The organism is Haloarchaeobius amylolyticus, assembly GCF_042678045.1.
Classification (GTDB): Archaea; Halobacteriota; Halobacteria; order Halobacteriales; family Natrialbaceae; genus Natrinema; species Natrinema amylolyticus_A.
In genome coordinates this window covers 157,251-182,978 of the sequence record NZ_JBHUDI010000003.1, presented here as the reverse complement: position 1 = coordinate 182,978, position 25,728 = coordinate 157,251, and the positions used below count along the sequence as shown (strand labels likewise).

At 56.8% G+C, this 25,728-nt stretch carries 19 protein-coding genes; 9 read left to right on the top strand and 10 right to left on the bottom strand.

Annotation, left to right across the window (positions count from 1 at the left end):
* The coding region (locus tag ACFR99_RS04710; RefSeq protein ID WP_390284844.1) for a hypothetical protein at positions 1-902 on the top strand (902 nt) is incomplete at its 5' end.
* A 615-nt stretch (positions 903-1,517) separates the two neighbouring features.
* Here ACFR99_RS04710 and ACFR99_RS04705 read toward each other — a convergent pair.
* Positions 1,518-3,041, bottom strand: a complete 1,524-nt coding sequence (locus ACFR99_RS04705) for a lipopolysaccharide biosynthesis protein (RefSeq protein ID WP_390284841.1) — start codon at positions 3,039-3,041, stop codon at positions 1,518-1,520.
* Positions 3,042-3,847: 806 nt separating this feature from the next.
* Between ACFR99_RS04705 and ACFR99_RS04700 the strand changes: the two genes are divergently transcribed.
* The 5 genes from ACFR99_RS04700 to ACFR99_RS04680 all read left to right on the top strand — a co-directional run bounded on the left by ACFR99_RS04700 (position 3,848) and on the right by ACFR99_RS04680 (position 9,264).
* On the top strand, positions 3,848-4,846 hold the full coding sequence (locus ACFR99_RS04700) for a lipid II:glycine glycyltransferase FemX (RefSeq protein ID WP_390284839.1): 999 nt from the start codon (positions 3,848-3,850) through the stop codon (positions 4,844-4,846).
* Positions 4,847-5,075: 229 nt separating this feature from the next.
* Entirely contained in the window at positions 5,076-6,692 is a 1,617-nt protein-coding gene (locus ACFR99_RS04695; protein WP_390284837.1) for an alkaline phosphatase family protein, read from the top strand.
* 102 nt (positions 6,693-6,794) lie between these two features.
* Positions 6,795-8,057: a carboxylate--amine ligase gene (locus ACFR99_RS04690; RefSeq protein WP_390284835.1), complete on the top strand. Its 1,263-nt coding sequence runs from the start codon at positions 6,795-6,797 to the stop codon at positions 8,055-8,057.
* An 88-nt stretch (positions 8,058-8,145) separates the two neighbouring features.
* Entirely contained in the window at positions 8,146-8,334 is a 189-nt protein-coding gene (locus ACFR99_RS04685; protein WP_390284833.1) for a hypothetical protein, read from the top strand.
* 174 nt (positions 8,335-8,508) lie between these two features.
* The gene (locus tag ACFR99_RS04680; protein WP_390284831.1) at positions 8,509-9,264 is read left to right on the top strand and encodes a hypothetical protein; all 756 of its coding nucleotides are present in this window, start codon (positions 8,509-8,511) and stop codon (positions 9,262-9,264) included.
* A gap of 56 nt (positions 9,265-9,320) precedes the next feature.
* On the opposite strand, the gene ACFR99_RS04675 is transcribed toward ACFR99_RS04680, so the two are convergent.
* On the bottom strand, positions 9,321-11,132 hold the full coding sequence (locus ACFR99_RS04675; RefSeq protein WP_390284829.1) for a hypothetical protein: 1,812 nt from the start codon (positions 11,130-11,132) through the stop codon (positions 9,321-9,323).
* Positions 11,133-11,562: 430 nt separating this feature from the next.
* The gene (locus tag ACFR99_RS04670) at positions 11,563-12,567 is read right to left on the bottom strand and encodes a GNAT family N-acetyltransferase (protein WP_390284827.1); all 1,005 of its coding nucleotides are present in this window, start codon (positions 12,565-12,567) and stop codon (positions 11,563-11,565) included.
* Positions 12,568-13,480: 913 nt separating this feature from the next.
* Here ACFR99_RS04670 and ACFR99_RS04665 point away from each other — a divergent pair.
* The 3 genes from ACFR99_RS04665 to ACFR99_RS04655 all read left to right on the top strand — a co-directional run bounded on the left by ACFR99_RS04665 (position 13,481) and on the right by ACFR99_RS04655 (position 18,475).
* Entirely contained in the window at positions 13,481-14,722 is a 1,242-nt protein-coding gene (locus tag ACFR99_RS04665; RefSeq protein WP_390284825.1) for a heparin lyase I family protein, read from the top strand.
* A gap of 864 nt (positions 14,723-15,586) precedes the next feature.
* Positions 15,587-16,429, top strand: a complete 843-nt coding sequence (locus ACFR99_RS04660) for a hypothetical protein (protein WP_390284823.1) — start codon at positions 15,587-15,589, stop codon at positions 16,427-16,429.
* 231 nt (positions 16,430-16,660) lie between these two features.
* Complete coding sequence (locus tag ACFR99_RS04655) at positions 16,661-18,475, top strand: hypothetical protein (protein WP_390284821.1); 1,815 nt, start codon at positions 16,661-16,663, stop codon at positions 18,473-18,475.
* A gap of 122 nt (positions 18,476-18,597) precedes the next feature.
* Here the strand turns inward: ACFR99_RS04655 and ACFR99_RS04650 are convergent, their stop codons facing one another.
* Genes ACFR99_RS04650 through ACFR99_RS04620 form a run of 7 tightly spaced genes read right to left on the bottom strand, consistent with a single transcriptional unit; the run spans position 18,598 to position 25,571 of the window.
* Positions 18,598-19,491, bottom strand: a complete 894-nt coding sequence (locus ACFR99_RS04650) for a polysaccharide deacetylase family protein (protein ID WP_390284819.1) — start codon at positions 19,489-19,491, stop codon at positions 18,598-18,600.
* Entirely contained in the window at positions 19,488-20,528 is a 1,041-nt protein-coding gene (locus ACFR99_RS04645) for a DUF354 domain-containing protein (RefSeq protein WP_076609424.1), read from the bottom strand. The genes ACFR99_RS04650 and ACFR99_RS04645 overlap by 4 nt, the downstream gene beginning before the upstream one ends.
* The gene (locus ACFR99_RS04640) at positions 20,521-21,549 is read right to left on the bottom strand and encodes a glycosyltransferase family 2 protein (RefSeq protein WP_390285391.1); all 1,029 of its coding nucleotides are present in this window, start codon (positions 21,547-21,549) and stop codon (positions 20,521-20,523) included. Before ACFR99_RS04640 ends, ACFR99_RS04645 begins: the two co-directional genes overlap by 8 nt.
* Positions 21,542-22,960, bottom strand: coding sequence for a nucleotide sugar dehydrogenase (locus ACFR99_RS04635; RefSeq protein WP_390284817.1), 1,419 nt, complete (start codon positions 22,958-22,960; stop codon positions 21,542-21,544). The genes ACFR99_RS04640 and ACFR99_RS04635 overlap by 8 nt, the downstream gene beginning before the upstream one ends.
* On the bottom strand, positions 22,953-23,936 hold the full coding sequence (locus ACFR99_RS04630; protein ID WP_390284815.1) for a Gfo/Idh/MocA family oxidoreductase: 984 nt from the start codon (positions 23,934-23,936) through the stop codon (positions 22,953-22,955). Before ACFR99_RS04630 ends, ACFR99_RS04635 begins: the two co-directional genes overlap by 8 nt.
* Positions 23,926-24,999 (bottom strand): DegT/DnrJ/EryC1/StrS family aminotransferase, encoded by a 1,074-nt coding sequence (locus ACFR99_RS04625; RefSeq protein WP_390284813.1) that lies wholly within the window; start codon positions 24,997-24,999, stop codon positions 23,926-23,928. The genes ACFR99_RS04630 and ACFR99_RS04625 overlap by 11 nt, the downstream gene beginning before the upstream one ends.
* Positions 24,996-25,571, bottom strand: coding sequence for an acyltransferase (locus tag ACFR99_RS04620; protein WP_390284811.1), 576 nt, complete (start codon positions 25,569-25,571; stop codon positions 24,996-24,998). Before ACFR99_RS04620 ends, ACFR99_RS04625 begins: the two co-directional genes overlap by 4 nt.
* Positions 25,572-25,728 lie beyond the last annotated feature (157 nt).

Sequence of the window (25,728 nt, the reverse complement as noted above, 5' to 3'; positions counted from 1 at the left end):
TCGATGAGGTCGACAAGTGGGACTCTGATTACGTCATCAAATCCCGATACAATCTCCTCGCAGAGGAGTACCTGCCATCGTACTCGCCAACCGAATCCGACTTCGCAGACGGGATACGGTATGTTAAATCCGGTAGCGATATCGATGTTGCTGCGATCGCTGCGGAGATGGATCACGTCCCGATCGCGCAAGAGTACGTCCAATGCGAATCACAGTACGTATTCGGTGCCCTCTACGACCACGGCGAGCCGGTGACCACGTTTCAGCACAGACAAATTCGCGGCAACACCTATGCCAACGGTGGCGGTGTCTATCGGGAGTCTATCAAGGACCCCGAACTGAAATCGGTCGGCGAACAACTCTTGGATAGCCTTGATTGGCACGGCCTCGCTTGCGTGGAGTACGCGAAGGACACGGAGACGGGCAAGTACAAGTTACTCGAGATCAATCCCCGGATGTGGCAGTCGCTCCCGTGCGCTGTTCGGGCTGGCGCTGATTTCCCGTTTGATTATTGGTGCCAGGCGACGGGACGGCAGGATTTGATCGATCCTCACTACGAGGTGGGTGTGAGGAGTCACTTCCTCCACGGCGAGTTGAAGCACCTTTTTAGCGTCCTCAACGATGAACCGACGTTAGCCGACCGACCGTCGTTCGCGGGGAGGGCGTGGGAGATACTCGAATCGTGCTACACGACACCGCATTTTGACGTCTTCCGGATCGACGACCCCCGCCCCTTTTTATCGGGCTTCGAGCGAGTCCTCAGAGCTAACTGGCGCAGGTCTCAGTCCAGTGATCGGTCCTCTATGAAGGCACTACGCTCGTTTCGCGCCCCGAATCCGAACACAGATTCTATATCTTATACTAAGTCGCTAGTCCGTCTGTGGCGGAGGATCGTCCGGTAGGAACCCACTGCGTTCTATGCTACCGGCAAAAAGTCTCGCCGATACGGTACCACCGGGTCACATCAAAGCCAACTATTTATCAGAACGAGTCAGGCGCGACGTCAGTAAACTACCCCGCCCTACTCGCCGCCTACGGCGGCTCCTTGAGGACGGGGCTTTCCGTGGATCTCTGCACTTTCCGTCCCGTCCCCGTGCTGGGCGTGGCGTCGATATACGCCGACGGTTCACGGGCGGGGAGTGTTCGTCCCGGCCTCGCTACTCCACACCGCCTTCGAAGACGTGTGCGGGACGGACGCCCCAGAAACGGGGTGGTCGGCTCACTCAACTTTAATTCTCGGTGGACTCGGACGGGCACGTTTGCGGTGCAGAGACGTGTCCTCGTCCCCGAGTTCGGGGCCAGTCTACGATGGCCCGTGCAAAGCGTCCGTTTTGGCCGCTTCGCACTGTATCGTTCAGTGCGGGTTCAATGGCAAAGAAGCATTCAAACGCGCTTCCTCCACACCCTACTCGCTTCGCTCGTTGAGGGTGGGGCCTCCGCGCTACCGACGTCAGTGAAATCGGGCCGATGAAATGCTGAAGACAATAGATGAGACGTGCACGTGGAGACGGTTCCGTCTAAATCTTCGGAATCCGATCGAGAACCAAGACGATTCGTCGTTCGACTCGATTCGGGATGAGTTCGATGCTGCTGATAATGTTCTCGATGTCGGTAACGGTCACAGTGCCGGTTGCGACCGCAGTCGTCACATAAATCATGGCCCCGACCGGTGGAACGACAATTAGTGCGATCAGTGACGAAGAGAGTCCACTGGCGAGCGGGAATATCACCGCGGCAGTCGCACCTAGTGTGAGAAGCGTCGGTCGCACCTGCAGTCCACCGAGCGGGTCGTATCCCATGTGACGCGCAGCCAGCGATTGAAAGACCACGAGACTACCGTAACCAATGGACGTGGCGATAGCAGCACCGATCATTCCGTACGTGGGTATCAGGAGGAGATTCAAGACGAGATTGACGAGCGAGCAGGCGCCGGTCGCAACGAGCAACGGTCGGAGGGAGCGACGTGCCTGATTTATAGCGAGCGTTGGACGTGCCATGGCGAAGCCGAGTACCCCCGGAAGGAGGAGTCGCAGCGGTGTGACTGCTGAATCGAACGACTCGCCGAGATAGAGGGGAACAAAATCGGCGGCCAGCACGGCCATCCCGAGCGTGAGGAGTGCGGTGAACAAAAAGACGTACCGCGTAACCAACTGGGCCTTTCGCTGGATCGCATCGATCTCGTCCCGATTCCACAGCATCGAGACGCGCTGTAATATCGAGAGCTGGACGGCTTTCGGCGCTAACCAGAGAACCTCGGCGATCGCCAGCGCGCCTTTGTAGTAGCCGACGACCTCGTCACTGGTCCAGTACTGAAGCAGGAGGACATCGACGTGATACAGCGAGGTGAGAAATAAAAAAAAGAAGACCGAACTAATGGCGTAGTTGAAGATCTGTCTTTTCGGCAGCCCGACGTCCGCCGGTGAAATAGCCGACCGTAGCGAAATCTTCCGTGAGACGAATCCCAATCCGATGACGGCAACAACCGTATTGGTCGTGATATCGGCAATCAGAACCCCTTCGACGCCGTGACCGAGATAGACGAGCGTGAGGGCAAGCGTCACGAACAGCACTTTCCGGACGATATAAAGCAGCTCGGAGCGGGACTCGAGTTGCAGTCCCATGAGTGTATAGAGTATGTGAGTGCGGAACTGTCGACAGATCGCGTAGAGACCCAGAAGATAAAACAGAGAGGTGAACGCGTCGCCGAACACGCGTGCGGCCAGCCCGGACCAGGCGGCGAACACGAATCCACTGCCGACGACGAGGCCGAGTACGACTACCGGTCGAAGAACGTAGCCGAAAACGGCGCTTTGCCACTCCAAATCGGTCCGCTCGGAGATGTACTTACGAATCGACTCCTGCGTTCCTTGCCGCATGACGATACTGATCAGTCCATAAACGGACAGGATCACCGCGTATTGCCCGTACTGCGTGGGCCCGAGCAGGCGGACGAGAATCGGCGTGAAAATTATGCTGATGGTGAGGATGAACATCCTCGAGGCGAAGATCGAGAGCGCCGTTGTAGAGAGTGATCTTGCCATCGATTAGGATCGACTTGCATCCCCCCCTTTGTGAACGGAGAGCGACGGCGGATGAGTCCCCCTCATTCGCTCTCGGAGTCCCGTCCCCTGATTCTGCCCGGGTCGGTCGGAGGCTTCTCGATCGCGCAAGAACGCAACGGGTTCATTGCAGGCGTGTTCGCCGAGTGTAGTAATGATAGCAGCATCTTGTGATCTGAGGCCGAGACTATGCGGGTACAGAAGCAGCTTCTTGAGACGCAAGATAGGGGAACCTGACTCTCATTTCTGTAGCCCTCATCGTTCCGATTCAGCGGTCGTATTCCCCATGCCGTAATAAATGATCGACTTTGTAATCGACCTGGACGATACAGGTCGGCGCTCCATCGAGATATTACTCATTTCGAGAAGAGGTAATATGTATTTGGGAGCAATGAGAAGAGCTTCGCACGACGTTTTGTTGATGCTGGACGATAGATTCTGGAAGTACTTCGATATTGGATCTTCCTTCCGTCCGACCTCGCACACGTCTCACCGATCGAGCCTGTCGAATCTGTTTCGCTAAGGTTCACAGGGCAGAATTCGATCACACCTGTTATGTACTGGTACCTCTCCCAATTTTATAACTGTATTCTAAAATACAGTAGAGACCAATACAAATGTTCTGTAGGAAATGAAATATATTTGCATGATAGGATTAATTCGGCATAATATAGTCGGCATCACATAGTCTTTTGTCGATTGATTGTATACGACATAGCCTAGCCGACATTGAGGACGTCACTGTGTAAGCCCCACTCGAGGAGGCCTCCGGAATTCGAGGTAGAACGATGAGTATCGATGTTTCGCTCGCAGACGATGCCGATGAATGGAACGAATTAGTCGATCGCTCTCAGCAACGAACGCCGTTTCATCGGTTCGAAGCTCTAGATATATTTACGGACTATTCGAACACGACCTTGTACCCGTTCGTTGGATACAAAGGACAGGAAGCCGTCGGCCTCTTTCCGGTGTTTTCTCTGTCGCGAGGACCGATCCAAGCCGCGTTCTCGCCACCACCTGACCTGAAGATATCGTATCTCGGTCCGACGCTGCTCAATCAAGGAAAAGCGAAACAGAGAAAAGCCGAAAAACGCCACCGCCGATTCAACGAGGCGGTCTACGAGGAGATAGAGCACGAAATCAACCCTCAGTACGTCCACGTCAGAACTGGAACAGAGTACACTGACCCCCGCCCGTTCATTTGGAGTGGTTTCGATATCACTCCGCGCTATACCTACGAGATTGATATTTCACGCTCCCCCGATGAGCTATTTATGACCTTTAGCAGCGATGTTCGGCGGAACGTTCGCCGAACGAACGAGGATAGTTATGAGCTATTGGAGGGGAGAGCGGACGATATCGAGGAAATAATAACCAACGTACAGGATCGCCATGCTGAGCAGGGCATCACATACGACGTTCCACCGTCGTTCGCCTCCGATCTGTACCGAAAACTGCCGGAGGGGACCGTGCGTGGCTACGTCTGCCGCTCCGATGGAGTATTTGTCGGCGGTTTGATCACGTTGGAGGACGACGAGACGATATACCGTTGGCAGTCTGTCAATGATCGCGATCACGACGTGCCAGCGACTGACATCCTTGACTGGCACGTAATCCAAGACGCGCGTAACCGTGGCATCGAACGATACGATCTCGTCGGCGCGAATAACCGCCGGATCTGTAAATACAAATCGAAGTTCAACCCCGACGTTCGATCGTATTTCTCTCTCGAACGGTCATCCAAGACAACGAACGTCCTCAAATCTCTGTACGACCGTTTTCGCTAGCCAAAAGGCGTGCTCATTGGATCAATGTCTCTATAGTTTGTCATTCTACCAGGAATTAAGGGACTATGACTGACTATGACTGCTCGATCGTCGAAATAGATGATATCGCCGTAGGAGCGACAGAAGTTGTCGAGCTAAAATACTATTACTGCAGCGGATCACGCCAAGCACGTAGCAGAGTATCTGTATCAAGCGTATAACGAAATCCTCCACCAGCCGAAAACGACCGATGGATCACAGCACTTCGTTGGAGACACTGCTGATCGGCATCGATGCGGCCTGTGATCGAGTGTTACAGCCTTTGTTCGAGGATGGGGAGCTACCGACACTGGCATCGATCTTCGAAAACGGAGCGAGCGGCCCGCTCGATTCACAGATTCCACCGTGGACGGCGTCAGCGTGGCCGTCGCTTTACACGGGGATGAATCCGGGAAAGCACGGCGTCTTTAGCTTCCTCTCTTTCGACGACTACGAGTGGGATGTGGTCAACGCGACGGATGTCCGAGAGCGAACCCTCTGGGAGATGCTCGAGCGACACGATACGACGAGCGTCATCGTAAACGTGCCAGTGACCCATCCTCCGCGTGCGTTCGACGGCGCACTCATTCCTGGCTACACTGCGCCGGAAGACCCCGAGTGTCACCCCGAAGGGTTACTCGATGAGGTTCGGAACGCGATCGGTACCTATCGTGTCTATCCACCCGAGAACGACGTTGTAGGGCTCACCGAATCGTGTCAGTCGTGCGTCCGTATGCGTGGAGAAGCGTTTCAGTATCTCGCGGATCGTTTTGATCCGACGTTCGGGTTCGTGCAGTTCCAAGCGACGGACTCGATTTTTCACGCGCGTCCGGACGATGACGACGCGATCCGGACGATCTATCGCGAGGTGGACCGTCAGGTGGACGACCTACTCGAGATCTGCGACCCGGACAACGTGATCGTCGCCAGCGATCACGGGATCGGCCCGTACAACGGATACGAATTCCGGGTGAATGATTACCTCTTCGAGGAGGGGTACGTCGAAATCGAAAGCGGCGGACGCGGAATGCCGACGTGGGCGACAGTTCGGGACGCGAACCTCAAGGAAGGGGAGTCGGCCACGCGTCACGAACAGGGTGCCATCGAGCGGATTATCGCGGCCGCCGCCAAAGCAGGGGTCACGAGCCAGCGGGTCGGTACATTGCTCGATCGGCTCGGAATTACAGAACCGGTCGCGAAACGCGTACCTTCGACGCTCGTCAAAGCTGGCGAAACCCGGGTCTCTTTTCCCGACTCAGTGGCGTACATGCGTGCCCGGATCGAACTCGGCGTTCGCATTAACCTTGAAGGGCGCGACCCGGACGGGGTGGTTCCACCATCAGAATACGAAGCGGTGCGTACCGATTTGATGGAGGTGCTCCGATCTGTCACGACTCCCGACGGTAAGCCAGTCTTCGAAGCTGTTCTACCGCGCGAGGAACACTTCCACGGGCCGGAGAGCGACCGCAGTGTAGATATCGTGACTGTTCCGGCGGACTTCGATCATTTCCTCTCCACCAAACTCCGAGGCGAGCAGTTCGGGCCCCCGACGGAACCGTGGAATCACAAATTTGAGGGGATCTTTGCGGCAATCGGCGCGGATATCATGCCTGACGCTGACCTCGAGGGTGCGCAACTCTTTGACGTGGCACCGACCGTCCTATCGACGCTAAATATTCCGTATGACGAGCGAATGGATGGAGCGCCCCTCTCATGCGTCGAGCCCATCGGGACGCAAAACTACCCGCGTTTTACTGGAGTTGAGTCAGTCGCGACCGAGGACCACCGAGTCGAAGACCGCCTTTCTGATCTCGGCTATCTAGAGTGAGTTTGGGATGGCAGACTACTGGATTTCTTTCCGAAATGTTTCCCGGTATTAATACACTACATATTATGTTCGATATAAAGTTAATATAACTCGAGCCAGTATATGTATGCCAGCCTCTTATGCGTGCTGCGGGTGATTGAGGAGGTAGAAGCGGTATCGACTACTATGGACCGCGTATTTGTTCTGGACGCTCACGCGAAACACGGTCTCGTTGCCATCCGGAGCTTGGGGAATCGAGGGTTTGCCGTAACCGCAGGGAGCTCCATTCGGTGGAACGCTGGCAAAACATCCAAATACGTCTCTCGGCGCGTAACGTATCCGAAACCGGCAGAAAAACCAGGCGAGTTCGTTCGATCGATACAGCAGGAACTACAGGACCACGACTACGGCATGATCTTGCCCGTCGATCAGAAGACAGTAGAAGTCGTAGTCAGGCACAAATCACAGTTAGAAGAGCACACGAACGTCCCCTTCCTCCCGTACGACCAGCTGAAAGTTGGATTGGACAAGGAAGCGACGATCAAGGCCGCGAGGAAATACGACATTCCCCATCCGAAATCTCGTTTGTCCGACGAGATTGACCTCGATTCGATCGAATCGACGCTCGGTGGCTATCCGGTAGTCGTAAAACCGCGGCGAGGAAGCGGCGGAAAGGGGGTTTCCGTCTGTGATTCACACGAGGAACTCGTCCGTGTCTACCGGCGGACACTCCGTCAACACGGCCCGGTGATTCTTCAGGAATTCATACCAAACGGAGGCGAACGTGGTGTCTATACGATGTATGATCGCTCGTCAACGCTGTCAGGCATCACGGTCCAACACCGTCTCCGGTCGCGTCCACCCGGTGGCGGCGCAAGCACGTTCCGCGAGACGATCTCGGATCCGGAGCTGGTGGCAATCTCGGATCGACTGCTCTCGTCGCTCGAGTGGCAAGGCGTCGCTATGGCAGAATATCGATACGATCGGCGAGACGGCGAACCGAAGCTAATGGAAATCAACCCGCGCCTGTGGGGGAGTCTGGCGTTGTCTGTCTTTGCGGGGGTCGATTTCCCCTATCAGCTCTATCGATTCGCTACCGATGAGCCCCTCGAACAGGACCTCACGTACGATGTCGGCGTACAGGCACGGTCCCTCTTTCACGACTGGTTACAGGCGATGGAGCGCGAGAACCGACTCGTCGCAATGCGCGAGTTCTTTACCCCATCGTCGAAGCCCTGTTGCTACGACATCGTCTCGAAAGACGACCCTCTCCCGATTCTCGGTCAGATAGGATACTGGCTCAGTCTTTATAAAGACTCGAAGACCGACGGAGATGGTATCGAACCGGTCGTGGTCTCGGAGGCTACGGACGAGGACCAGGCGTGATGATAGCCGCCTCAGTTTCTGGGGAGAGCTTTATGTTCTCAAGGGACGTGGCTATCCAGACATCAGTATGAACGTATTCATTCAAATGTTGGCTTCCGATTCCGTCGACCCAACACCGGACATCGTACCCACTAAGTTCGTCGTCGAAGATAACATCGGCGAGGGAATCCACGTCCACTTGCGAAACACGCGGATCGAAATGAGCATCGATGACTTCGAGACCTTTACCGAAAACGTGACCGCGGCTCAAAAGCAACTCAACCATGGGGATCGTTGAAGAAGAACTCGCCGTGTTCGAACTCTCCGAGATCGATACGTGCCGCATCGAGTACAACACCGTTGGCGTGATTCACATCCATCTCGATAGCTGTCGAATCGAGCTGTCTCCGGATGAGTTCGATCATTTCGCGACCGTCATTCGAGAAGCGAACGAGACACTTCACAAAATAAAATGAGTATCAGCCTTAAGCAGCAGAAGGCAATCTTCAACGTCTTTGATTCTTTCGAAGAGCAAAATATACGATACGTCGTTCTCCGGGGATACGACGACCTCCCGGAGGCGATCGCGGGCAGCGACATCGACGTGCTCGCCGAGGTGTCTTCGTTCGATGCCGCGGTCCAGATCTGTGAGGACGACTTCGAACTGGACGAGCCGACAGCCCGAAACGTCCTCAAACTCGCATCCGCTGGGGTAAGCCAACCGCAGCAAACCATAGAGGCGATCACGACCTCGCCATCACACGTCCTCGAAATCGTAAAAGAGACCGTCACTACGGCGGATTTCTCCAATAGGAATTACGTCGAACGGACGTTCCGTAGCGGCGCTATTGTCATCGATCTGGAGAACCACTTGGCCTACAAGTCGACGCTCGATGGGTCGCAGATCCGAGTCGACCCGGACGTCGAAGCCGCGATGCTCGATCGTCGGGTCAAACGCGACGGGTTCTACATCCCTGCGCCACCCGACGCGCTCGCCCATCTCGTCTGTCGTGGTGTATTCGATTACGATGGCGACTTCCCCGATCGCTACATTTCGAAGTGTAACGACCTTCGTCAGCGAGTTACCTCGGATCCCACCCTCGACGAACAGTTCAGGACGCTCCTCTCGAAGTTATTTTACGATGCAGATTCAGTAGTCTACGAATCGGTTCTCGCCGGCAACTACCAGTCCATCCGTTCGGAACTTCGACAGTATTCGGATTACTAACTGCTCCTCCAGTGGTACTTCGTCCAGCTCAACGGGAAGAAGATGATGGTTGCCCATTACGCGTAGAACGACACCGATCCCGAATCGTATACTCTGTCTCGGTCGTCCAGCTCTTCCCACGGGAACTCATCGGCATAGACGTACTCGGTGAACTGTAACGGCCGTCGTGTTAGCTCTCCCTCACGGATGATAACACCGTCGTATCCTTCGAATAGATTGCCGTCCGCGACTTCGACTCTCGCACACTCCGACGAACGCATCTCCCGCAAATAGCGACAGGTGACTCGGTCAGCACCGATCTCACCGGTATGGTGCTCGTCGATAGTTTCGAATGACTGTCGTTCTTGATCGGTAAGATAATACGTATAGAACGGTCGTTCAACCATCGGATTGTCCGTGGCAACGAAGTCGTTAGATACGGCCGCGACGGAAAGACAGGATATTACGACGAGAAGGACGACGAAGGTTCTGAACCCACCCAGTTTCAGCAGGTAGTGTAGCCCCACGGCTCCGGTGATTGATACGAGCATGAAACTGTAGTGTCCGAACCGACCGACGTTCACTCCGACCAGCGAGTCTAGTAGGAGTGTCGGTCCTGGAAAGATGAGTGGGATCATCAACACGGTCAGAAGTCCGACCGCGACGAACGTCGAGCCGTGTGTTCGAGTGGATCGAAGCCAGAACAAGATGCCGAGGAGAATGAATCCCAGAAGAAATGCGTACTGGACATAATTTGCGAGTTCAACCCATGGCTCGGTGAGCACGCTCGAGGGCGCAGTTTCCTCGGTGGCACCGAAGAAACTCGTGACAATCGCGCCGGCGATTCGCGTGATGATAAACTCTGCGCGATACAGCCAGTATATGCTCGTAATGAGGACCGCCGAGGTAAGCGTGAAAACATCGACAATTCTGGTTTGTCGACCGAGGAGTCGTTCCACAACGAATAGAATCACGAGTATTACCAAGACGAACGGGATCGATACCGGATGGTAGACGACTATTCCGATGAGAAAGAGCACAGACAAGATCCTCGTTCGTGGTGATGGTGGGGTCACGACCGTGAGGAGTAACATGAGAAAGAGTATGGACGTGATGCTTCGGGGGATCGAGTACATGCCGTAAAAAATGTATATTGGAAACGAAATCAGGAGGAGACACGACAGTAGCCCGACCCGCTTGTTCGGGTATACCCGGCAAGCAAACGAATGCATCATCGGGACGCCAGCGCCGAAGATCAGCCCGGAGAGGAGGTACATCGTGGCGTGAGGGGTAATCCACCCGCCGAACACCTGATAGGTGGCCCCCGAGAGGACGTGCCAGAGAACGAACGACTCGTACTCTGCGGGCTGTGACGGCGCTGATCCCGTCTCAATTACTATGTTCGTCAGTGAGATGTGCGTCGACAGATCGGTCCGACCGACGAAAAAGCCGTATTTGAGGGTTACGCTAAAAATAACGAGTAACAGAGCGATTGCGATATGATAGAGGACGACCGACTGACTTGCGTTCCCGTCGACCGACACGGCGAGCAGGAAACACAGTGTGTAGAGGACGCCGATTCCCAGAAAGAACGTAGTGGGTCGGACATCGGAGACGGCCACGACGAGAACGAGCACGCTCAGAACCACATGAAACAGTATCGATAGTGCGCGCCAGTCGACGGACGTGATGAAAGAGTGGCTCTTCGTTCGGTCAGTCCACACCCGTCGGACGATAACCGGCGAAACGAGCATCGGAATTGCAAAGTACAGGCCCAGAATGGCGAGGTTAGTAAGTCCCAGCCAAAGTGGCGCGGCAATACCGATGATCGCTGCGATCGGCAAGGCGACTATCGCACTGGCGTAGAGGACAGCGGTGCGTCGGCTCATTCCCTGGTGACCGGCGGTGCGGCGGCCGCAGAGTGGTAACTCGATGGGACGACATGCCTCTCGGTTCGGACGGCGGGACCTGGAACGATTGTATGAATAGTCACGGTTGTTCAGGGCAACGTGAACCACGTCAGAAAAGCTATCCCCCGTCTTTCATGCATACGTGAACGTTGCCTGCGATCTGTACCAGCGAACATCGATAGTCAGGCTGATTTACCCGACCAGAACCACGTACTTTCGTTGAGTCGGAACAGTGAACCGCCTCGGGGTCAAGCCCCGAGGCACTCGACCTGCTTTTTCTGTAGACGGCACGGACCGTCCGTTGCTCGCCGACCGCTCAGACTGTATCAGTAATTTATCACGGAGACATATCGCTCGAATTTCAATCCAGTACGACCAGTGGTATGATTCTGCCAACCGATTTCGGACGCTATCCGTATTTTTTGTACAACTTTGCGGCAGTACTCATGACTAGCGATCCCTTCTCAGCCTCGTAGTAGGTTGCTAAGTCCGAGTTGAACTTCGATTTGTACTCGCAGATTCGGGGCGTATTCGCACCATAAAGATCGTATGTTTCGATCCCACGCTCGCGCGCGTCTCGTATGATCCGCCAGTGGAGGATATCGTTAATCGGAAAGTCGATGTCAGGTTTGCCGCCACCTTCCGAGAAGTAGATGGTCGACTTGTCTTCGAGCACGATGATACCGCTCACACGCTCGCCATCGACGTGAGCGATATACGGTCTAACGTGCCCGTCGGCGGATTGCTCGTAGAGGTCCAACAAGAACTCGAGCGGAATCGAATACGTCTTATCTTGGGCTTCGTAGCGTGCTGTTACCTGCTCGTGTATGAATCGGATCGCATCCTGATCACCCTCTTCAATCACGAACCGATTGTCCTCGTCGGGATCGAGGTACCGCCGGAGCGACTTCGAAAACGATCGCTTGATTTCCTCGGTATCGCGTTCGAGATCGAGCCGATAGGTGTGTAGTGGTGACGTCTCGTACTCGTTCCACGTGAACGGTCGTGGATCCTCGTACCCGACCGGGGTACAAAACCGGTAGTACCGTGGATTCACTCTCTCTTCGATAATGTCGAGACAGCCCTCAATGAAGCGTCTTCGCCGGCGCTCCTGTTTCCGCCGCTTGAGACCGTCGTGCATCAATGTCGCGGGGCCTAGAAACAGAAGTCCTAGCTCGGGCGGTGGTGAGAACGCCATCGTGATACCCTTGTTCCGCAGTTCGAAGAATGGAAAGAGCCCGACGGGCTCTTGCCCCTTGTGACCGACCAGCGGATACAGGCGTGCGGACGCGTGTTCTTCGATCACCTCGAGAACATCGTAGTGGTGAAAGAACGTCCCCGCTGCCGACCGACTCACTAGTTCGTTCCACTCGTCGCGATCGGCCGCGTCGAACTCGGTGATCTCGATGCTCATGGGCTCACCCGTTCACGGGACAGCTCGTCGAACTGCCGGTAGGAACCGTCGTCGCGACTCATGGACGGCAGGTATGATCGGTTGCGTTCTTTCGGCGTCTGAAACGTCTTGTACGGTCGATCAACATCGCGCGTCGGATACAATACGAAATCACGGTCTTTCATTTGCGGTATTCACTACCTCGAGCGTAAAAATACGATTCCCTGAAATCCAGTTTTACCCGGCTCAAAGATGGAATCGATCCTGAACCGGAGACTGCTCGCCGGTTGTCTCATACAGGCCGCTGGCGGTTATTACCAGCGCAACTGCGGGCTGCTGGATGAGCGCCTTTCGTCTCGATCACGGTACACAGTGACAGCGGCCAGTATCAGAAACCGACCTGAATACTGGTCGTGTTCGATCTTCTGTTGTACACTGCTTTCCTATCGCCGAAAAAGAAAGTACTTTTATCGGCCATCGCGATAGAATATACTAGTAATTAGATTTTGAAACGTAATGCTATACTCACTGATTAATCAATGGCTTGCCGCTTGCTGGATCGTCGACCGACCCGAGTGACGCCGCTCTGCGTCACTGAAATGGTGTGTTTCGAGGGGCACCCGACGACCGTCTCGTCCGCGGTCACGAAATCCTTCGAGACGGCTGCGAATGCGAACAGGGAGCGAGTCAGATTCAGTGGCCATAATGAGCGAACACGGCGTGCGCGCTTTGCTTACGCAGCAGTTTCAGCGACCGTAACGAGTTCGTGTGTTCGAATCCGACGTGTGTAAGTAAAGAACTAGTATGCTGACCTGAATGTAATGCCGTGATTCTGTGATAGAACGATACACCCACTATACAACGTCGTAGAGGCGAAGAAGTGGTGATGGTTAGTCGACGCTCACTTCTAAAAATATCTGGTGTGACAACTGTCGTGGGTGGAACAATAGTCGGTGCAGCCTCTCTTCAATCGAACGACGGCTCTGACGAAAACGAACGTAACGAATCGGACGACTCGCTTGCTGACACCGTTGACGTACAAAGAGAGAACGCCGAACTGATCGAAATCGACTATAGCGAACACAGCAGACCGGAAGACGCGTACCGCGTCTGGACCGGCCAACCGAACAGGATGTCGTTTGATGACAGCGTCGCGTTCGACGGCGAAAAATCACTACGGTGTGACATCCTAAAAGAGACGAGTAACGGCACCAACGCCGCTTATTGGTTTCCTGCCAACGGCTACGGCCAACCCAATAAGGTCCGTCAGCGATCGATGATCCGGCTCAGTGAGGACTGGACGATGGAAGAGAACGACGTCTGTCGATTCTGGACTGCCGGTTTAAATACGGAGGCTGGGCCGCACGGTTCCGGTGGTCGCGGACGACCGTCGGGTAACGACGGTTGGTCGATTATGTTGGCAGTCACCGACAGACGAAACGGTGAGAACGGTGGGTACAACCTCGCTACGTATACGTATCACATGGATCAGTCCGGATCCACTGGTGAGTTCGAAGTCGTCGATTCGCCAGTGCATTCCGGCGAGTGGTTTGAACTCGAGACTGAAGTCGTCATGAACACGGTGAGCGACGGTGAGGCTGATCCAAACGGGAAGGGGCGCTACTGGCTCAACGGTGAGCTCGTCTACGAACGGACTGACTTTCGGTGGACGACGGTCGACGAACAGGCGATTGAATACGCCGGACCACTGGTCCGGTACGGCGGCAGCGAAGTCGCGCCGATCGACCTGGCCGTCTTCTACGACGAACACGAGTTGTTCGCCGCAGGCATTCCCGAAATACCTCCGTACGAAAACAATCCGTACTTCGAAGATCCGGCGAATTTAGACGACTACGACGGGCGGGTTACGTATGTGAACGGTGACGAGGAGTCGACGTATCGACTGTACATCGACGGATTCGTCGCTCACTCGAACTGGAGCAACGTTGACGGACATCAGTCGAAGTACAACGAAACGGTCCAGATTACGCCAGCCGACGAGAGCGAGAGCGGGTATGCGATCGCCGAGGCGACGGCGAAGCCACATACCGTCGACGGCTACCTGTTCAACGGCGAGTTCGTCGCCCTAGATGCGGATCCCGATCCAGCCGAGTTATGGATCTCCGGCGACCAAGTCGATCCTGCCACTGTTCCGTCGTCTCCAGAGGACGCCTGATCAAATCTAGTACGATTGTCGAGGAAGACCGCTGTGTCCGAACCGCTCCAAGAACGGTATAGAACCACCGTTCGACACGTTCGACGTGCTTGGCGCGTCCCTGTTGGTACGTGTTTACGTAAACTACCCCGCCCTACTCGCTCCCTCCCACCTTGCGGCGGTCGGTCACTCCTTGAGGACGGGGCTTTACCGCAACGACATTGTGCCCCGCGACCCCATGCAAGGACGTGATCCGGCTTCCTCTTACCGTCCTGCCGTCGGCATGGGCGCGTTTTTGACACCTCCCACTTCGACCGACGGCGAGGATTGTCCCGCCGATTTAATTCCCGGTGTCCTCGCGCTCTATCCCCAAGCTGGGAACGGGACTTCAACCCGTTCGCGGTCGTCGTTCCCGAGTTCAGGATGCGGTACTCCCGCACCACGGGTGCCAGTTTACTGGTGGCACCTCTCGACCCCGACGTGTGCGAGGACGGCAGTACGACGAGATACGTCGTGGGTGCTGTTAAATCTCTGCGAACGCGCTTCCTCTCCGCCCTACCGCTCGCTTCGCTCGCGCTTGAGGACGGAGGCTCCGCGCTACCGCGTGCTGAACGGCGGTTGACCACCTCCTGATCGCGGGTCCCGTTCAAATCTCCGGTCGACATATAATGAAGCAGCACACTCTTATTTTCGCTATTACTATATTGATATATAGGTAGTATACAATACTTTTATACCTTCTAACTTGAAAAGTTTATAACGGTATGGTGTCGTTTCCTGTTCGAGATGAACGGTAAAAGATTACTGTATGACAGGAACGACACATCTGAACGGCATGGCCAAGACGGTAGTAAAGGCGTCCAGCGACGGTCGTTCCTCCAGAAAATGGGAGTTGCGGCTGCAGCCTTCACGACTGCAACGAACGCTGTAAGCGCTACACCGAGCACCCGCCCCGTCGATTCACTCGAGGGTGATTCAGAAGCGATAACAATTGATTACGATCAGTACACCCAGCCGTCGGAGATCTACGATGTCTGGACCGGTGACGAAACGACCGCGTCATTCATTGATACGCCGACGACTGCGAGTTCACAGGCACTCGAGATGGCGGTAAAAGAGGGTGATAGCTGGGGGACGAACGCAATGTACTCACTGCCGGAGAACGGGTACGGGCAACCGACACAGGCCTATCAGCGGATTATGGTTCGTCTCAGCGACGACTGGACGATGCAGCCGAACGACGTCTGCCGAGTCATGGCGATGGGCTTCAACACGGAGGCCGGAACGGCGGGGTCGGGCGTTCGAGGGCCGCCCGCTGGCGATAACGGCTGGTCGTCCGTGATCTGCGTCACGAACAGGGAGGATCCGCCGGCCGGAACCTATCGCCTCGCGACGTACACGTATCACATGGACTACGACAGCGGTGCCGGTGAATTCGAGGTGACCGACACGGCGATTCCGGTCGGCGAGTGGGTTTCGCTCGAGAGCTACGTTCGAATGAACACCCACGAGAGTGGGACGGCGAACCACGATGGCGTCGTTCGGTACTGGCTCGACGGCGAACTCGCCTTCGAGCGTGAGAACTACCGCTGGACGACGACCGACGGACAAGCGATCGAATACGTCGGTCCGATCGTCCGATACGGCGGCGGTGAAGTTGCACCGCAGGACCAGTCGTTCCGTTACGACGAGCACGAGATCAGCGTCAGTACGAACGCCGCCGAATAACTGCTCGGAGCTTCCCTTCGTTCTTCGGTCCAGTAATACTGTTTTTCTCGGCCGTTCCTGAGTCTCCCAACCGCTCCCGTTCCGACAATAGAATGATCTCCATATATAAAAAATACTGTATGAATCCTAAAATCGTTAGACGAAAACTCATGTTCTGAATAAATATACGAATGTATTAACAATCAACGGCCAGAAAAGTTTATGGCGGTATAATCTTATTACTCGGCTTGCATGGCACGCGACCGATCGGAACTGGAAGAGTTTCAGTCCGAAACAGATTATTACTGCGGCGAGAAGAACAGCATCAACCGGCGATCGTATCTGAAACTGGCTGGCGCGACCGCGACCGTCCTCGGCGCTTCTGCCGGGGTTTCCAGTGTCTCGGCCGCTGAGAGTACAACCCAGTTAACACTTGATTACGACGACTACAGTAGTCCGTCCGACCTCTACAACGTCAATGACAACCGGAGCGGCATCGCCCCGGAGTTCGTCTCATCACCGACGAAGGTCAACGATCAGGCGTTACGAACGGAGTTCTCGAGCGCACAGAAGACAGCGAACCTCGAGTATCGGTTCGAAGAGCACGGGCATGGGATGCCTCGTGAGGTGTACACGCGGTTCTACCTATACCCCGAGAACATCGAACTCGATCAGTACGACACGGTTCGTATCTTCTGGTTGCCACTGACAAACGGATCCGGCTCTTCCGGCGGTGATGGGACGGACGGGACGAACGGCTGGTCGAACGCGATCGGATTCGCCCACCGGAACGACTCGCCCGCACCTGACGGCTACAATCTCTTCAGTTACTCATACCACATGGACCGGAGCGGGTCTGGCGATTTCGAGATGACGAGCACGCCCGTCTGGATGGACGAGTGGAACCTCATTGAGGGGTACGTCCGCTGTAACACGTTCTCGGGAGGGTCGGCCAACGCCGACGGCGTGATGCGCTACTGGGTAAACGGCGAGTTGGCTTACGAGCGCACGGATTTCCGGTTCACGACTTCGGAAGACAACCTCATCGAGGGCGTCGGCCCCCTCGGCTACGTCGTCGGCTCCGACCTCTCCGGTAGCGCACTGATCTACGACGGTCACGAGATCACTATCGGTGGCATGCCCGACGAGACGAGTTCGACCGACGAACCGACTGACCCGACATCACCCTACGAGGACGATCCTTACTTCGAAGATCCTGCCAACAGCGACCAGTACGAACATCAATTCACGTACCGAGATCCGTCTCAGACCTCGACGTACCGGATCTACGTCGACGGCGAGATCGTTCAGTCTGACTGGAGCCAGGCGACCTACAACGACACGGTCTCGGTCACTCCCGCGGACGAGAGCGAGAGCGGATACACGATGCTCGAAGCCGTCGGCGAACCGAACTCGGTCGACGGCTACTTCATCAACGGAAACATCGTCGCGCTGTACTCGGAACACGAGCCCGGGAGCATGTGGCTTTCCGGTGAGCAGGTCTACCTGTCGGATTACCCCTCTGAACCGCCGACGAACGACGATACTCCGCTCGAGAACGTGCTCTTGATCGACGGGATTGGTTCCTCTGGAAGTAGCCGCTACGAGTTCCGAGTCAGCGGCCGCGTGGAGAAGTCAAACTACCGGGCTGCCTCGATCAACGACGACGACGTCATCGATGACGGTCACGTCACCGGTACCGTCGGCGGCTGGCGCGACGCCTACAAGTTCAGCGGCGAACTCCAGGAGATCACCGTCGACGGTGACGCAGACGTCTCCCTCAACGGGGAGGAGATCGACACGTCCGACGATGATGACGAACTGTCGACGCTCACTATCGTCGGCAACGGAAACGAGGTGAGTTACGAAGCGACGGTCGACGGCTCTATCGAGATCGTCTCGGGTGACGGGGCGGAATCGCTCTCGGACAGCAGCGTCAGGGGCACGATCGAACGCGATGTCCACCGGTTTCGTTTCTCGGGCAACCTTGTCGAGTTCACGTTTACGGAGGGCAAGACACAGGTCTACGTCGGTCGGGACCGCATCCACCCCGCCGATTATAGCTAGATCCTGACACGGAGACTGCTCGCTGACCGCATTGAGACGTTCTTTTCGCCGGATCGCCGATTCGCCGGTCCGTAGCGTTCCGAGTCAAGTCGGCCCGTACTAGGCAGGATTATCATCCGGTCTTACTCGAACGACGACGGTGTTGTCGCCTCGAGTCGCCGGTAGCACTCGCGGCACGGGCCGACCCAGGCATCCATGGCCTTCGCTTCCCGGATCAGCCGCTCGTATATTGTCCGGTAGCCGGGGAACTCCGACTCGTTCATGTACCGAGGGTGCCAGAGAACGGTCATTATCGCGTCGTGTTCGTGCGCTTCCTCGAGCAGTCGGCGACACTCCCGCCATGCCGCCTCGACCGAGGACGCGTTTGAGAGCAGCGGCGTCTCCATGACCGTCAGCGGGAACACGAGAAAGTCGTCGTCGAACGGGCGGATGACATCGTACCGACCGTCGAACCCGTAGGTTGTACTCGAGCCGTAGCTGGCATCGTACCGCAGCCCGATCGATCGGTGATGGTCCCACGTCTGAGGCAGCATCGTATTGAGGTAGTGCTGTCGGCCGCCGAGGACCGATTTTTCGAGAACGTCCTCGAGGACCGATTTTTCGTATCGGAGTCGATCGGCATCGTCGTACGAGTTGTACGAACCATGAAGTCCGATCTCCCAGCCACCGCGATCGAGGGTGCGTATGACGTCGACGATCTCCGGATCGGTGATCTCGTATCGGCCGGTATACAGCATCCAATTTTTCCACCGGAACCACTCTCGTGGCGACTGTTCGAAGAGCCGCTTCTCATTGAGGAAATAAAACGACGACCGAACATCGAGTTCCTCCTCGAGCGCCATGAGTTCCTCGAACTGCCAGTACGGTCGCTCGTCGGTTATCAACGATCGCAAGTGAGAGGGGTCGCGCTCGGTCACTGCGTAGTAAGGGGCCTGAAACGTCTTGAAAACACGATCGACGTCGTGGGTCAGACAGAGTGCGAATTCGTGATCGTCGAAGGAGTCGTTTAATGTCATCCTCGGGCAACCTCCTCGACGGTATCGACGATGAACTGCGTTGTGTCGATCGTCTCTTCAAGGACGGTCCGCCGCCGTTCGGACCACGTCGAATCGTCGACTGACAGTAGTCCACAGGCGTGATCCGCGATCTCTGTCGGACCGGCGCGACGCGAGAGCCATCGAAGCAGCCGATATTTGGTCTCGAGCTCACCGAGGACGCCTGCTTGGAGGTCGGATACGTACAGTGCCGGCGTTCCGAGAAGTCCGCTTTCGATCGCCATCGTCGCGCTCTCGCCGAGAAACAGGTCCGCAGCGGCGAGTAAATCGTGCATCCGGTGTGGAGGTACATCGACCTCTCGGTCCGCGAACGACGGCGGGAGCTGTCCTTCGGCGGTGACGAGGACTGTCGCGCCGCCGCGCTCGAGTTCGTTGATTAGCGTTTCGATTCCATCGATGCCGCTCCGGCCGAAGTCGTGTGCGGCGTTCCACGAAACCAGTCGTAACACGACGAGTTGTTCGTTATCGCTTTCGCCGAGGTCTTCGAGGATCATCGGATCGGGCGTAAACCGGTCCGGATGGAGATAGGCGAGTTCGTGGAACCCGCTGTAGACGCGGTGTCGTTCCCCGAGATCGTCCCAGAACGCGTCCGGCGTACAGAGGAGGTCTGCGAAGGGGAACGTAATCCCGTTCGACACCGCCGCGTGTTCCGTATCAGTAAATATGATGCTTTGACCCCCGACGAGCGACGATGCGTGAGCGACCGCTGGTTCACCGATTGCGAGCAGTACGTCCGGCTTCAGCGCACGAACTCGACTTAGGATTCGGTACTCATAGATCGCCTGCGTCTTCGCGAGACCGATCGGTGAACTGGCGGTCCCGGCGAGTGTCTCGTACTCGATCCCGTAGGTGTCGAGGAGCGTACACGCGATGTCCTTCTCCCGGGCGAACACGCAGACGTCATATCCAAGGGCCTCCAGGTCAGTTATCGCGTTCCGAAAGAAGTGAACGTGCGCCGGGTGCTGGACCGTGACGATGATACGGGGTGCGTCACTCATACTGATGTACCTCTAACTCCTCGTTCTTTCGCATGTCGAACAACACTGCGAGCGAGAGGAATACTGTGCCACTGAGTAGGAGGCGGCCGCTGGTTGCGATGCGATCGAATGCGGTGTCCTCTCGTTGCAGCCCCGAGAGCAGCGCCCGCGCACCGCTCACTGCACCGGCCAGCGATACAAACACACCGAAAATGTATCCTAGCACGAGCGGGTTGAAACCCGAGGCGAGGTACCGCGTTCTCAGCCGCCAACAGAAGTTCCGGAAGAGCATCCCCGAAACCTTCGGGATATACGTCGAATATTGAATCCCCGACTCTTCGTCGCCGTATACCGCGGGCATGGGTACGTCTGCGACGCGCATCTCCTCGACGTTGAGTTTCACCAGAAGATCGTTACAGTAGCCGTAATCTTCGTACATTCCGTCGAGATCGATAGTCTGCAGAGCATCCAGCGAGATAGCCGTATACCCGTTCTGTGGATCCATCATCTTCCAGTAGCCGCTGGCCATCTTCGTTAGATAGGATAGTATCGAGTTGCCGAATAATCGCCAGGCGGACATACCGCGGCGATACTCCGGGTAGAGGAGTCGGTTCCCCTTCGTGTAATCGACCTCCCCCTCCACGATCGGATCGAGGAACCGCGAAAGCAGATCGGGATCCATCTGTCCGTCACCGCCCATCACCGCTGTAATGTCGATTACATCGTCGCAAGCCTGGACATATCCAGTCTTGATCGCGCCGCCGACACCCCGGTTCGTCTCGTGCTGAATCGGGACGACGCGGTTCGTCGTTCCCGGTCCCCTGTTGGTTGTTGTGACGGTCGGCGAGCGATCGCTACCGCCTTCTATTTCGTTCAGTACGGTAGCCGCGCGACGAATCTCCGCCCATGTGCCGTCAGACGAATCGTCATCTATCGCGTAAATCCGATCTACATAGTCCGGGACCGTTTCAAGCACCTCGCCGACGAATCCCTCCTCGTTGTATGCCGGGACGACGACGGCGACCGTATGGCCCCTATACATCGTTCGTGAACCCCGTTCCGAGCGTATACACACGATGGCTCGTCTGCGAAAGCACCTTCTGGTCGAGTGCATCGCGGCTGTCGATAACGATCAGTCGTCCGTCAGTGCGATCGAGTTTGTCCCAGCGGATCAATTCGAACTCTTCGTGTGGCGTAACGAGGACCACACTATCGACGGGTAGATCGTATATGTCGTCCAGTGAGAGGGAGGTTAGACCCCGTTCCTCGAACTCCTCGAACGACTCGAGCACCGGATCGACGCCATAGACGTCTGCCCCCGCCGCAGATAGCTCCTTGGCGATGGAAAGCGACGGTGACGCCCTGATTTCCTCGACGCCGGGACGGTAAGTTAATCCGAGCAGCAGGATTGAGGTATCGGCCAACTCAGTTCGCTCCGCGTCGAACTCCTCGCGGAGTTTGTCGACCGTGTACGACGGCATCGAATCGTTGACCGCTCGAGCGGTCCGCAACAGTGGCGCATCCGTCTCGAAGGGATCGATTACGAAGTACGGATAGAAGGGAATACAGTGGCCGCCGACGCCGGGCCCGGGGTCGTGAATGTCACAGTACGGCTGCGTGTTGGCGACATCGATCGCTTCCCTGACGTCGATTCCAAACTCGTCGGTAAACGTCGCCAGTTCGTTGGCGAGCGCGATGTTGACGTCCCTGTACAATCCCTCGAAGACCTTCACGGCCTCCGCCGTCGTCGCGTCGGTCACCTGAATCACACCGTCATCGTTGATCGTTTCGTAGACCAGGTTCGCTGCGCGGGTGCTCTCCTCATCAACGCCACCGACGATTTTCGGGTACGAGCCGCGGATGTCCTCGAGTGCCCGGCCGCTCGAGGTCCGCTCCGGACAGAACGCCAGTCCGAACTCATCGCGCGAGATGCCCGACGTGCCCTCAAGCGCGGGCAGGACTCGGTCGGCTGTCGTCCGCGGCGGAACGGTACACTCGATGAGCACGAGATCTCCCCGTTCGAGCCCGGTCCCGATCTCCTCGACAACGGCGTCGAGGATCGAGAGGTCGGGCTCGTTGTCCTCGGTGATTGGCGTCGGCACGATAACGACGTGAACCGACGCGCGCTTGGCGGCATCGAGCGGACTCGTCGTTGCGGTAAACGCGCCTTCGGCGACCGTTTCAGCGACGAGCGACGGCAGCCCCGGCTCCCGTTTCACGTGGCAGTCGCCGTCGGTGACCGCCTCGACGACGGCGGGATCGATATCGGCGCCAATGACGTTTCCCGTCGTTTCGGCGAACACTGCCGCCAGGGGCAGCCCCATTTTCCCGAGGCCGTAGACGCCGACCGGGATCGAACCGCTCAGGAACGCGTCTCGCTGTCGGTTCGACGGTTTCTCGACACCGTACAGGCTATCGATGTTGTGGTCGGACTGCCGGCGTTGCTCAGTCATCCGCGACCTCCGCGGCCAGTCGATCACCGGTTCCCAGCGCCTCGATCTGCTGTGCGATCTCGAGCGCGGTGATCCCGTCGTCGATCGTCACCTTCGGCGGTTCGTTCGACGCGATCGCCCCGAGGAACGAGGCGAGTTCGGCGCGAAGCGGTTCTTCGTTCGGAATACGCGGCTGTTCGACGAGACTCTCATGTTTGAATCGGATATCGCCGTTGTCCGCGACGTACTCGGGGACTGACTGGCGGTGGATTTCGATCGACTGATCGATGTAATCGAGTTCGACGACACACTCCTCGGCGGTCACCGTGAGCGTCCGTACTTTCCGCTGTGTTAATCGACTCGCTGTCAACGATGCCATCGTGCCCGAATCGAACTCGAGTAGCGCGGTCGCGTGGCGATTGCCATTTACGCCGCTGCTCTGTATCCTGGTGGGTTTCTCCCCGAGGAGCGAGAGGACGATATCGATGTCGTGGATCATCAGGTCGAGCACTGCACTGTCTTCGATCACGCGGCCCGGCGGTGGTCCGAGCCGTTCGGCCGAGATACTGATGATCGACAGATCGCCGATCAGCTCCTCGAGCATCTGGACGGCCGGATTAAATCGTTCGATGTGGCCGACCTGTACCGGAACGTTAGCCGCCCGCGCCTCCGACTGGAGTTTCCGTCCGACCTCGGGGTCCTCGACGACGGGTTTCTCGATGAGCATCCCAACCCCGGCGTCGATGCACTTCGTCGCCACGTCGTCGTGGTTGCGGGTGGGGACGACGACCGAGACGGCGTCGACGGAGGCGAGAAGGTCCTCGAGTGCCATCGGAGATCCGCCGTATTCGTCCGCGACTGCCGTTGCTCGACTCTCGTCGATGTCGAAGACGCCGACGAGGTTCGCGGTCGGGAGTCCGTTGTACACTCGAGTGTGGTTTTCCCCCATCGATCCGACGCCGATGACGCCGACATCTAGTTGGAATTCAGGCTGCATAGTCAGTGATTACCTCGGTAATATGGTCGATATCGTCGGCAGAGATGTTCGGATGGACCGGTAGCGACAGTACCTCGGCGGCTGCCTGCTCCGCTTCGGGCGCGTCGTGAGTAACATCGTTGTACGCCGGTTCGTCGTGGATACAGTCCGAATAGTAGACGCCCGACCCGATATCGTGTGCCGCGAGGTGATCCCGCAACGCTCGACGATCGGGAACGCGGACGGTATACTGGTGGTAGGTATGACGGGTATACCCGGGTTCGGTCGGAAGCGATAGCGACGTGCCGGAGAGACCATCGGTCAGCCGAGCGGCGTTCTCTCGTCGCCGCTCGAGAAACACGGGAAGGCGCTCGAGTTGAGCGCGACCGATCGCGGCCGCAAGGTTGGTCATTCGGAAGTTATGTCCCACGGTAGCGTGGGTTCCATCGTCTGTTCGGCCGTGATCGACATACCGCTCAGCGCGGTCGGCGACCTCAGAATAGTCGGTCAAGATCATTCCGCCTTCGCCGGTGGTCATATTCTTCGTTGGATAGAACGAGAAGCAGGCGACGTCGCCGAACGACCCAACACGGTCGCCCCGATAGGTCGCTCCGTGAGCCTGCGCACAGTCTTCGATCAGCGGAATCTCGAGATCGTCTGCGAGGTCCGTGAGCGCATCCATCTCGGCTGGGTGGCCGTAGAGGTGAACGACGAGTATCGCATCGACATCCTCTTTTGTCGCTGCCTCGCGAGCGACCGTCGGATCTAGATTGTACGTGGCCGGATCGATATCGGCAAATACCGGTTTCGCCCCGGTATGTCTGATCGCGTTCGCCGTCGCAACGAACGAAAACGGCGTCGTGAGGACTCGGTCGCCCTCACCGATGCCGAGGGACTCAAGCGCCGCGTGGAGCGCCGTCGTCCCGTTCGAGGTCGCCACTCCGTGTTCGACGCCACAATAATCGGCAAACTCCTGCTCGAACTCTCTGACTTCGTCGCCGTCGGCGAGCATGCCACTCTCGATGACGGCCGAGACGCGCTCAATCTCCCGCTCACCGAGTACGGGATTCGCAACCGGGATCATTCGGCGTTCCCCCCACAGAGAGAGTCCGGAAGCGGCTCGTGACTCGCCGGTGCGCCGATCGCGAGCGTCTGCTGGGGGACGTCCCGCGTTACGACGGCCCCAGCGGCGACGAACGATCCGCGGCCGACAGTCACGCCCGGAAGGATTGTCGCGTTCGCACCGACCGACACGTGATCCTCGAGCGATGGGCCCTCGAGATCTGCGTCGCGCCGGAGCGGATACGGATCGTTCGTTAGGACGGCATTCGGTCCGAGAAAGACATGATCTCCGATCGTGGTCTCCGCAGGGACGTACGCACCGGTCTGGAAATTCGCGTTCGAGCCGATCGTCGACGTTCCATCAATGGTCACGTTTGTTCCAACGAGGGCGTCGTCGCCGATTTCAGTCCGTTCGCGAATCAACGCGAAGTGACCAGTATTGAGTCGGTCGCCGATGACGACGTCGTCGTAGATGATCGTTCCCGGTCTGATCGTTGGATTCGTACCGATGACCGGCTCCCGACTCTCCGTTTCATATGGATGGCCTACAGTCGCCCGGTCTGAAATCGCCGTGTCCGCTTTTCTCTCACTCATATTTCGGTCACGAGATGGCCGGTGTTTCTGAAAAGGGGGCTGGACCGTTTCAAAAGGAAACAGAACAGCAAGAGTCGGCGAGATTGCTGGTAAAGTTGAACTCATATTGCAGCCGTGGTGTTTCCACTAGCTATTTTTAATGCCAATAAAAGCAGAA

What these genes read in the sequence shown, in the direction of transcription:
- ACFR99_RS04690 (WP_390284835.1), top strand. Translation starts at nt 6,795, where the DNA reads ATGTATGCCAGCCTCTTATGCGTGCTGCGGGTGATTGAGGAGGTAGAA.
- ACFR99_RS04640 (WP_390285391.1), bottom strand. Translation starts at nt 21,549, where the DNA reads ATGTATAGGGGCCATACGGTCGCCGTCGTCGTCCCGGCATACAACGAG.
- ACFR99_RS04630 (WP_390284815.1), bottom strand. Translation starts at nt 23,936, where the DNA reads ATGCAGCCTGAATTCCAACTAGATGTCGGCGTCATCGGCGTCGGATCG.
- ACFR99_RS04655 (WP_390284821.1), top strand. Translation starts at nt 16,661, where the DNA reads ATGGCACGCGACCGATCGGAACTGGAAGAGTTTCAGTCCGAAACAGAT.
- ACFR99_RS04650 (WP_390284819.1), bottom strand. Translation starts at nt 19,491, where the DNA reads ATGACATTAAACGACTCCTTCGACGATCACGAATTCGCACTCTGTCTG.
- ACFR99_RS04680 (WP_390284831.1), top strand. Translation starts at nt 8,509, where the DNA reads ATGAGTATCAGCCTTAAGCAGCAGAAGGCAATCTTCAACGTCTTTGAT.
- ACFR99_RS04700 (WP_390284839.1), top strand. Translation starts at nt 3,848, where the DNA reads ATGAGTATCGATGTTTCGCTCGCAGACGATGCCGATGAATGGAACGAA.
- ACFR99_RS04635 (WP_390284817.1), bottom strand. Translation starts at nt 22,960, where the DNA reads ATGACTGAGCAACGCCGGCAGTCCGACCACAACATCGATAGCCTGTAC.
- ACFR99_RS04660 (WP_390284823.1), top strand. Translation starts at nt 15,587, where the DNA reads ATGGGAGTTGCGGCTGCAGCCTTCACGACTGCAACGAACGCTGTAAGC.
- ACFR99_RS04675 (WP_390284829.1), bottom strand. Translation starts at nt 11,132, where the DNA reads ATGAGCCGACGCACCGCTGTCCTCTACGCCAGTGCGATAGTCGCCTTG.
- ACFR99_RS04625 (WP_390284813.1), bottom strand. Translation starts at nt 24,999, where the DNA reads ATGATCCCGGTTGCGAATCCCGTACTCGGTGAGCGGGAGATTGAGCGC.
- ACFR99_RS04620 (WP_390284811.1), bottom strand. Translation starts at nt 25,571, where the DNA reads ATGAGTGAGAGAAAAGCGGACACGGCGATTTCAGACCGGGCGACTGTA.
- ACFR99_RS04695 (WP_390284837.1), top strand. Translation starts at nt 5,076, where the DNA reads ATGGATCACAGCACTTCGTTGGAGACACTGCTGATCGGCATCGATGCG.
- ACFR99_RS04705 (WP_390284841.1), bottom strand. Translation starts at nt 3,041, where the DNA reads ATGGCAAGATCACTCTCTACAACGGCGCTCTCGATCTTCGCCTCGAGG.
- ACFR99_RS04645 (WP_076609424.1), bottom strand. Translation starts at nt 20,528, where the DNA reads ATGAGTGACGCACCCCGTATCATCGTCACGGTCCAGCACCCGGCGCAC.
- ACFR99_RS04670 (WP_390284827.1), bottom strand. Translation starts at nt 12,567, where the DNA reads ATGAGCATCGAGATCACCGAGTTCGACGCGGCCGATCGCGACGAGTGG.